Source organism: Stenotrophomonas sp. HMSC10F06, from assembly GCF_001807865.1.
GTDB lineage: Bacteria > Pseudomonadota > Gammaproteobacteria > Xanthomonadales > Xanthomonadaceae > Stenotrophomonas > Stenotrophomonas bentonitica_A.
Genome location: NZ_KV791275.1, coordinates 1 through 6,992 on the forward strand (window position 1 = coordinate 1; position 6,992 = coordinate 6,992).

Below are 6,992 nucleotides of genomic sequence, written 5' to 3' on the forward strand. Positions count from 1 at the left end.
CGCCGTGACGGTGGGGCGGGCAATGGCCCGCGCAACGGCAACCGCGGCGGCCCGTCCGGCCCCCGTCCGGGCAGCGCGGCACCGCCGGCCAACAATGCGCTGGCCGATGCCTTCGCCCGGGCCAAGCGCGGCGGCTGAGCCTGCTACCGTTGCCTGCCAGGGGCCGCCTTCGGGCGGCCTTTGGCGTTTTCGGGGGTCTGGGTGGCCGTGGGCACTTCTGGTTTGACGCATGTTTACGCACACTTCCCGTTGAATGCCCGTAGGGTGGGTGGACGGCGGGGAGCCCAGATGACAGACGACCAGGCAGGACCGGGCAACCGGGCGGGCCGCAGCGCCGATCACCGCGCGGCGGCAGGGCTGTGCGCGGCCTGCCGGCGCGGAGGGCGCCCATGAGCCAGTCACCGACCGGCGCCTCCGACGCTGCCGAAGCGGCCGAAGCGCTGCGTGAGATGGCCGAGCAGCGCCATCGGCTGGAAATGATCGTCGAAGGCACCGCGGCCGGCACCTGGGACTGGAACATCCCGGGCGGGCAGATGCGGGTCAACGAGCGCTGGGCAGAGATCGTGGGCTACACCCGCGAGGAACTCGCCCCGATCACGCCCGACACCTTCTTCCGGCTGGTGCATCCCGACGATCTGGCCCAATCCAACGCGCTGCTCAGCGCGCATCTGGAGGGACGCTCGCCGCACTACGACAGCCTGTGCCGGATGCGCCACAAGCAGGGCCACTGGATCTGGGTGCAGGACCGTGGCCGCGTCTACGAGCGCGATGCGCAGGGCCGCCCGCTGTGGATGGCCGGTGCCCATGCCGACGTCACCGATCTGCAGCAGGCCCGGCAGGACGCGGCCAACATGCGCCAGCGCCTGCAGGCGGTGGTGGATGCCTCCGATGAGGTTGCGGTGATCGCCACCGACATCAATGGGGTGGTGAACCTGTTCAATACCGGCGCCCAGAAGCTGCTGGGCTACCGGCCCGAGGAGGTGATCGGGCGGGTCAACCCCGGTCTGTTCCATGATCCGGACGAGATGCGTGCCTACCTGCAGCCCCAGATGGATGCGGAGGGGCGGATGCCGACCATTTTCGAGGCACTGACCGCGCACGCTGCCCAAGGCACGTGGTCGCACCAATGGACCTTCCTGCGCAAGGACGGCGAGCGGCGCCAGGTGCGGTTGTCGATCAGCCCACTGGACGGCGCGGGGGGCAGCCGGATCGGCTATGTCGGCATGGCGGTCGATCTCACCCCGCTGCTGCAGGTGCGCGAGCAGGCCTTCGTCGCGGCCGAGAAGTTTGCCGGGGCGTTCTCTTCGGCGGCGCTGGGCATGGCCCTGGTCTCGCTGGAAGGGCGTTGGCTGGACGTCAACGATTCGCTGTGCGGCATCCTCGGTTACACCCGTGCCGAACTGCTGCAGATCGACTTCCAGACACTGACGCATCCGGATGACCTGCACACCGACCTGGCCCTGCTCGGTGACCTGCTGGCCGGCCGTCGCGAGCACTACCACATGGAGAAGCGCTATCTGGGCAAGGCCGGCAACCTGGTCTGGGGGCGGCTGTCGGTCTCGCTGGTCCGCACCGAGAATGGCGAGCCGCTGCATTTCGTTTCGCAGATCCAGGACGTGACCGCGCAGCGGCTCAGCGGCCAGCAGCTGCGCGAATCCGAGCAGCGCACCCGCGTCACCCTGGATGCGGTGGCCGACATGGTACTCACCCTGGATCTGCACGGGGGCATCCAGTACGCCAATGCCGCGGCCACGCGCGCGCTGGCCGGGGAGGGCGCCGAGGCCCTGGCCGGCAGCCAGCTGCAGGAGGTGATGGAACTCACCACCGAGTACGCGCCGCGCTCACCGCTGGATGTGGCCGTGCTGCTCGACCCGGACAGCAACGCGGTCGATCTGCATTCGGACCTGTTGCTGTCGGTCGGTGCCCACCTGCTGCCGGTCGACCTTACCCGTGCCTGGCTGCGCGATGAGCAGGGGCAGGTCAGCGGCGCGGTCTGGGTGATCCGTGATGTCACCCAGCAGCGCGCCCGCCAGCGCGAAGCCCGGCATCTGGCCGAGATCGACCCGCTGACCGAACTGAGCAACCGGCGCGGTTTCGAGGCGCACCTGCAACAGGCCATCACCCGGGTCGCGCGGACCGGGCAGTCGGCCTCGTTGATGTACATCGACCTGGACCACTTCAAGCCGGTCAACGATACCCACGGCCATCTGGCCGGCGATGCCGTGCTGTGGGCGGTGGCCAGCGTGCTGCGGCACGGCGTGCGCGATTCGGACATCGTGGCGCGGCTGGGCGGCGACGAGTTCGCGGTGATCCTGGCCGGCTGTTCGCTCAAGCGTGCCCGGCGCATCGCCAGCGACCTGCTCGAGGCGATGCGCGGGTTGTCCATCCCCTGGGATCAGCGCCGGTTGAGCGTGGGGGCCAGCATCGGGATCGCCCCGCTGTTCGGGGGCATGAGCGTGGATGATGCCGTGGCCGCCGCCGACGCCCAGTGCTACCGGGCCAAGGCGATGGGGCGCGACAACGTGCAGGTCGAAGCCCTGGGGCTGGGCGCGGTCGACCCGCTGGACGCCCTCGATGCCAGCGAAAGCGGCGAGTAGGCGCCGGACCAGTCTGCATCACAGGGCGGGGATGCTGGCCCTAAAGCTTTCAGAACACGCGCCGTTATATGACTCGCAGTTGCTGCCTGTCTGCTCACGTGGATATCTGGCCGTACACCTTTTTCATGGTTCATGTTCACCGGCTTGCCCGGTGTTTGAAGTCCATCGAAGCAACGTCATCCCCACTGGCGGTCTTCGTGAGTCCCAGCCAACGGAATACCGCCACCGGGCCACCGCCCGGCGCTGACCTATTCGCTAACAGGACACCGAGGTCTAGAGATGATTACTTCAGGCTTGCACACGCATGTGCCAGGTCGTGGCAACGACGCCGACGCCGGCACGTTGTGGCGTTCGCTCACGGCATTGTTCGTTTCCCGACGCGCCGCCCATGGCGCCGCGGCATCGGCCGCCCTGCAACGGCAGGCCGAGCTGGAGGACCAGGTCAAGGCCCTGCATCGGGTCCAGGCGGTGATCGAGTTCCATCTCGATGGCACCATCGTCCATGCCAACGACAACTTCCTGCAGACGCTGGGCTACACCCTGGAGGAGATCCAGGGCAAGCATCACGCGATGTTCGTCGATGCCGAGTACGCGCAGAGCCGGGAGTACCGCGACTTCTGGGCCAACCTGCGTCGCGGCGAGTTCGATGCGGGCCAGTACCGGCGGATCGGCAAGGGTGGCCGCGAGATCTGGATCCAGGCGTCCTACAACCCGGTGTTCGACAGCAACGGGCGGCCGTACAAGGTGGTCAAGTTCGCGACCGACATCACCGCGCAGAAATTCCAGGCGGCCGACTTCGCCGGGCAACTGGCGGCCATCAACAAATCACAGGCGGTGATCGAGTTCGACCTTGAAGGTCGCATCCTGGCCGCCAATGAGAACTTCCTCGCTGCCATGGGCTACGCATTGGAGGAGGTGCGCGGGCAGCATCATTCGATGTTCGCCGAACCCGAGCATCGCCAGAGCGCGGAGTACCGCGCGTTCTGGGCGAAACTGGGCCGTGGCGAGTACGATGCCGGCCAGTACAAGCGCCTGGGCAAAGGCGGGCGCGAGGTCTGGATCCAGGCCTCGTACAACCCGATCTATGACATGAACGGACGCCCGTTCAAAGTGGTCAAGTACGCCACCGATATCACCGCGCAGGTGCGTGACACCCTGGCGCTGCAGCAGGCCGTCGCGCAGACACGCGAAGTGGTGGCCGCAGCGCAGGCCGGCGATCTGACCGGCCATATCGCCACCCAGGACAAGACCGGCCCGATCGCCGAGTTGTGCGAGGGCATCAATGCGCTGGTCGAAGCGATGGCCGGCATCATCACCCAGATCAAGCTGGCGGCGGACACCATTGCCGTAGGTGCCAGCGAGATCGCCGAAGGCAACAGCGACCTGTCCGTGCGCACCGAGCAGCAGGCCGCTTCGCTGGAGGAGACCGCCGTCTCGATGAAGGGGCTGACCGCCACCGTGCGCCGCACCGCCGACAATGCCCGCCAGGCCAATCAGCTGGCCGGTGGCGCGGTCGAGGTGGCGGCGCAGGGTGGGCAGGTGGTGCACGAGGTGGTTTCGACCATGTCGCTGATCAACGACTCCTCGCGCCGTATCGTCGACATCATCGGGGTGATCGACGGCATCGCGTTCCAGACCAACATCCTGGCGCTCAACGCGGCAGTGGAGGCGGCGCGCGCGGGTGAACATGGCCGCGGGTTTGCCGTGGTCGCCTCTGAAATCCGCTCGCTGTCGCAGCGTTCGGCCGAGGCCGCCAAGGAGATCAAGCAACTGATCGGCGACTCGGTCGAGAAGGTCGGGGCGGGCACGCGCCAGGTCGAGAGCGCGGGGCGCACCATGGACGAGATCGTGGTCAGCGTGAAGCGCGTGAGTGATCTGATGGCCGATATCAGTACCGCCGCCCAGCAGCAGAGCGAGGGCATCGAGCAGATCAACCAGGTGGTCGAGCACATCGACGAGAGCACGCAGCAGAACGCCGCGCTGGTGGAGGAGGCGTCGGCGGCTGCCCGCAGCATGGAAGAGCAGTCCACCCGGCTGCTGCAGACGGTGGCGGCGTTCCGGGTGGCGGGGGCAGGTGCGCCTCGCGCGGCGCACCTCAATCCCACTGCTGGCCAGCCCGCACTGCGTCTGGTCTGACGCACAACGAAAAACGCCCCGGATCCGTCGATCCGGGGCGTTCTGGTTTTCCATGGTGCCGAAGGTGGGACTCGAACCCACACGCTTTTAAGGGCGGCGGATTTTGAGTCCGCTGCGTCTACCGATTCCGCCACTTCGGCTGGCTGGCCGCGTAGTGTATACAAGATGTGGAGGTTTGTGCAGACCTGAATGCTTAAGTCGGCGTCAGGGTTTCACCTACACAGGACGCTATACTCATCGCGCTGAACCATACAGGGAGTCGTCATGAGCGCGCTGCAGGATCTTCGGGTGCTGGTGGTCGAGAACGACGAAATGAGTGCGGCGCTGCTGCAGATGCAGCTGGCACAGTCCGGCGCCGTGGTGGTGGGGTTGGCCGCGTCGGTGCCGGAGGCACTGCGCCTGCTCGGCGAGACCCGGCCCCAGGTGGTGCTGCTGGATTACCGCCTGGCCAACAACGAGACCAGTGAGGCGGTGGCTGCGGCCCTGGCGGTCCGCCAGATCCCCTTCGTGCTGGCCACCGGCATGGCCACCGAGCATCTGCCCGAGGCCTTCCGCTCGGGCATCATTCTGACCAAGCCCTACCTGACGGCCGAATTGAACGCCGCGCTGGGGCGCGCACGGGCAGGGGACTCGGTTACCGGCTGAGTGGGCGTCACGCCGCTTCGGCGTGCGCCAGTGATACCGGTTCGCGGTCGTCCAGGATCCGGTACAGCGCGGCCAGGTCTGCCGGGTCGGGGTTCAACCAGGCATCGAGATGTTCGCGCCGGATCGGCACGATACAGCGGTCATGGCCGGTGCGCGCCACCTCCGTGGGCGGCTCGTCGGTGATCGCGGCGAACGACAACAGCCGGCCTTCCGGGCCTTCCCATTCCGACCACAGGCAGGCGATCAGCAGATCGCGCGGCGGCTGCGGGCTGAATTGGAGCACGACGTTCTCGGCTTTCTCGCCCGGCGACAGCGGGCGCTGCTCCAGTGCGTGACGCGGCACGTGTTCGTAGAACGACTGCACCACCACCACGCCATGCCGATGGCCGAACGCGGATTTCCAGTACGCCTCCAGGCTGTCGCGGCGCGCGTTGTAGGTGCCGGGATACAACACGTCGTTGCGCGCGGGCTTGTCCGGCAGCCGGCATTGGTAGCGCATCGGCTTGATCACGCGCTGGCCCTGCTCGGACACGATCACCGGCGCATAGACGCCGGGGAAAATGCGGCTGTCGCGCGGCACCAGGCCGGCGCGCTGCAGATCGGACAGGCGCGTCTGCGCACGTTCAATCCGGTTGCCCGCCACGCGTAGTTCATTGCGCGCCTTCTGCGTGGGACGTGCGGCCAGGTGTTCTTCGGCCGCCTTCCGCCGGGCGCTCTGCAGGCGCACCTCCTCATCCAGCGCCTGCATCTCCTCGGCATGCCATTGCTGTATTCGCGCCACGATCTCCTGGCCCTGCGCGGTGCGCGCGCCGGCGAAGCCATCGTCCATCGCCTTGGGCGTTTTCGGGCGTTGCTTGCCGGCGTCGTGGGCATACAGCTGGGCGAACTCGTCCAGGGACAGCATGGCCCCGTACTCACGGACCAGCTTGGTGTAATCGGCGCGGATCTGGGCGGAATAGCACATGGCGACGGAACAGGGTGGGCAGGGGGACAGGATAGGCCGGTGGGTCGCACATGCTGCGAATACGTTCGGGCATGCTGAGCGTCCATTCATTGCCGGACCCGTCTCATGTCGCTGCCTGCTGGTGTTCATTGCATCCCCCTGGCGCCCAGCGTGGAGGAATACCGCGCGCTGCGGGTGCTGGCCGGCCTGAGCCCGAAAACGGCCGAGGCGGCGGCGCGTGGCCTGCCCAACACGGTCTTCGGTGTGAGCCTGCGCGAGGATGACCGGTTGCTGGCGATGGGCCGGCTCATCGGCGACGGCAGCTGCTTCCTGCAGGTGGTGGATATCGCCGTGGTCCCGGACCGCCAGGGGCAGGGCCTGGGCAAGGCGGTGATGGCCGAGCTCGATGCCTGGCTGCACGCGAATGCGCAAGGTGCGTATGTGAGCCTGATCGCCGATGGCCAGGCGCACCGGCTGTATGCGCAGTTCGGTTTCACCGTGACCGCGCCGCGCTCGGTGGGCATGGCGAAGGTGGTGGCGTAGGCCCCATAAACAAACAGCCCCGACCGAGGTCAGGGCTGTTTGTTTGAAGCTGGCGTCCCCACGGGGATTCGAACCCCGGTCGCCACCGTGAAAGGGTGATGTCCTAGGCCTCTAGACGATGGGGACGC

Annotated in this window: 5 protein-coding genes and 2 tRNA genes; 4 read left to right on the forward strand and 3 right to left on the reverse strand. The window is 67.4% G+C overall.

Annotated elements, in window-relative coordinates:
• Positions 1 to 389: 389 nt before the first annotated feature.
• Together HMPREF3113_RS09255 and HMPREF3113_RS09260 are read left to right on the forward strand one after the other, a co-directional pair.
• Positions 390 to 2,597, forward strand: coding sequence for a PAS domain S-box protein (locus tag HMPREF3113_RS09255; protein ID WP_070471843.1), 2,208 nt, complete (start codon positions 390 to 392; stop codon positions 2,595 to 2,597).
• Positions 2,598 to 2,876: 279 nt separating this feature from the next.
• Positions 2,877 to 4,733 carry a methyl-accepting chemotaxis protein gene (locus HMPREF3113_RS09260; RefSeq protein WP_254665268.1) on the forward strand — a complete coding sequence of 619 codons (1,857 nt, stop codon included), beginning with the start codon at positions 2,877 to 2,879 and terminating at the stop codon, positions 4,731 to 4,733.
• A 53-nt stretch (positions 4,734 to 4,786) separates the two neighbouring features.
• Here HMPREF3113_RS09260 and HMPREF3113_RS09265 read toward each other — a convergent pair.
• A tRNA-Leu gene (locus tag HMPREF3113_RS09265) sits at positions 4,787 to 4,873 on the reverse strand.
• A 124-nt stretch (positions 4,874 to 4,997) separates the two neighbouring features.
• Between HMPREF3113_RS09265 and HMPREF3113_RS09270 the strand changes: the two genes are divergently transcribed.
• The gene (locus HMPREF3113_RS09270) at positions 4,998 to 5,378 is read left to right on the forward strand and encodes a response regulator (protein ID WP_019185019.1); all 381 of its coding nucleotides are present in this window, start codon (positions 4,998 to 5,000) and stop codon (positions 5,376 to 5,378) included.
• Positions 5,379 to 5,385: 7 nt separating this feature from the next.
• Here the strand turns inward: HMPREF3113_RS09270 and HMPREF3113_RS09275 are convergent, their stop codons facing one another.
• The gene (locus HMPREF3113_RS09275) at positions 5,386 to 6,342 is read right to left on the reverse strand and encodes an SOS response-associated peptidase family protein (protein ID WP_070471845.1); all 957 of its coding nucleotides are present in this window, start codon (positions 6,340 to 6,342) and stop codon (positions 5,386 to 5,388) included.
• A gap of 105 nt (positions 6,343 to 6,447) precedes the next feature.
• On the opposite strand from HMPREF3113_RS09275, the gene HMPREF3113_RS09280 reads away from it, so the two are divergent.
• Positions 6,448 to 6,864, forward strand: a complete 417-nt coding sequence (locus HMPREF3113_RS09280; RefSeq protein ID WP_070471846.1) for a GNAT family N-acetyltransferase — start codon at positions 6,448 to 6,450, stop codon at positions 6,862 to 6,864.
• A gap of 50 nt (positions 6,865 to 6,914) precedes the next feature.
• On the opposite strand, the gene HMPREF3113_RS09285 is transcribed toward HMPREF3113_RS09280, so the two are convergent.
• Positions 6,915 to 6,990 (reverse strand) — tRNA-Glu (locus HMPREF3113_RS09285).
• Positions 6,991 to 6,992: the final 2 nt, after the last annotated feature.

Bases quoted from the DNA above. Each gene is read 5' to 3' on its own strand.
- HMPREF3113_RS09260 (WP_254665268.1), top strand. From the start codon at position 2,877: ATGATTACTTCAGGCTTGCACACGCATGTGCCAGGTCGTGGCAACGAC.
- HMPREF3113_RS09280 (WP_070471846.1), top strand. From the start codon at position 6,448: ATGTCGCTGCCTGCTGGTGTTCATTGCATCCCCCTGGCGCCCAGCGTG.
- HMPREF3113_RS09255 (WP_070471843.1), top strand. From the start codon at position 390: ATGAGCCAGTCACCGACCGGCGCCTCCGACGCTGCCGAAGCGGCCGAA.
- HMPREF3113_RS09270 (WP_019185019.1), top strand. From the start codon at position 4,998: ATGAGCGCGCTGCAGGATCTTCGGGTGCTGGTGGTCGAGAACGACGAA.
- HMPREF3113_RS09275 (WP_070471845.1), bottom strand. From the start codon at position 6,342: ATGTGCTATTCCGCCCAGATCCGCGCCGATTACACCAAGCTGGTCCGT.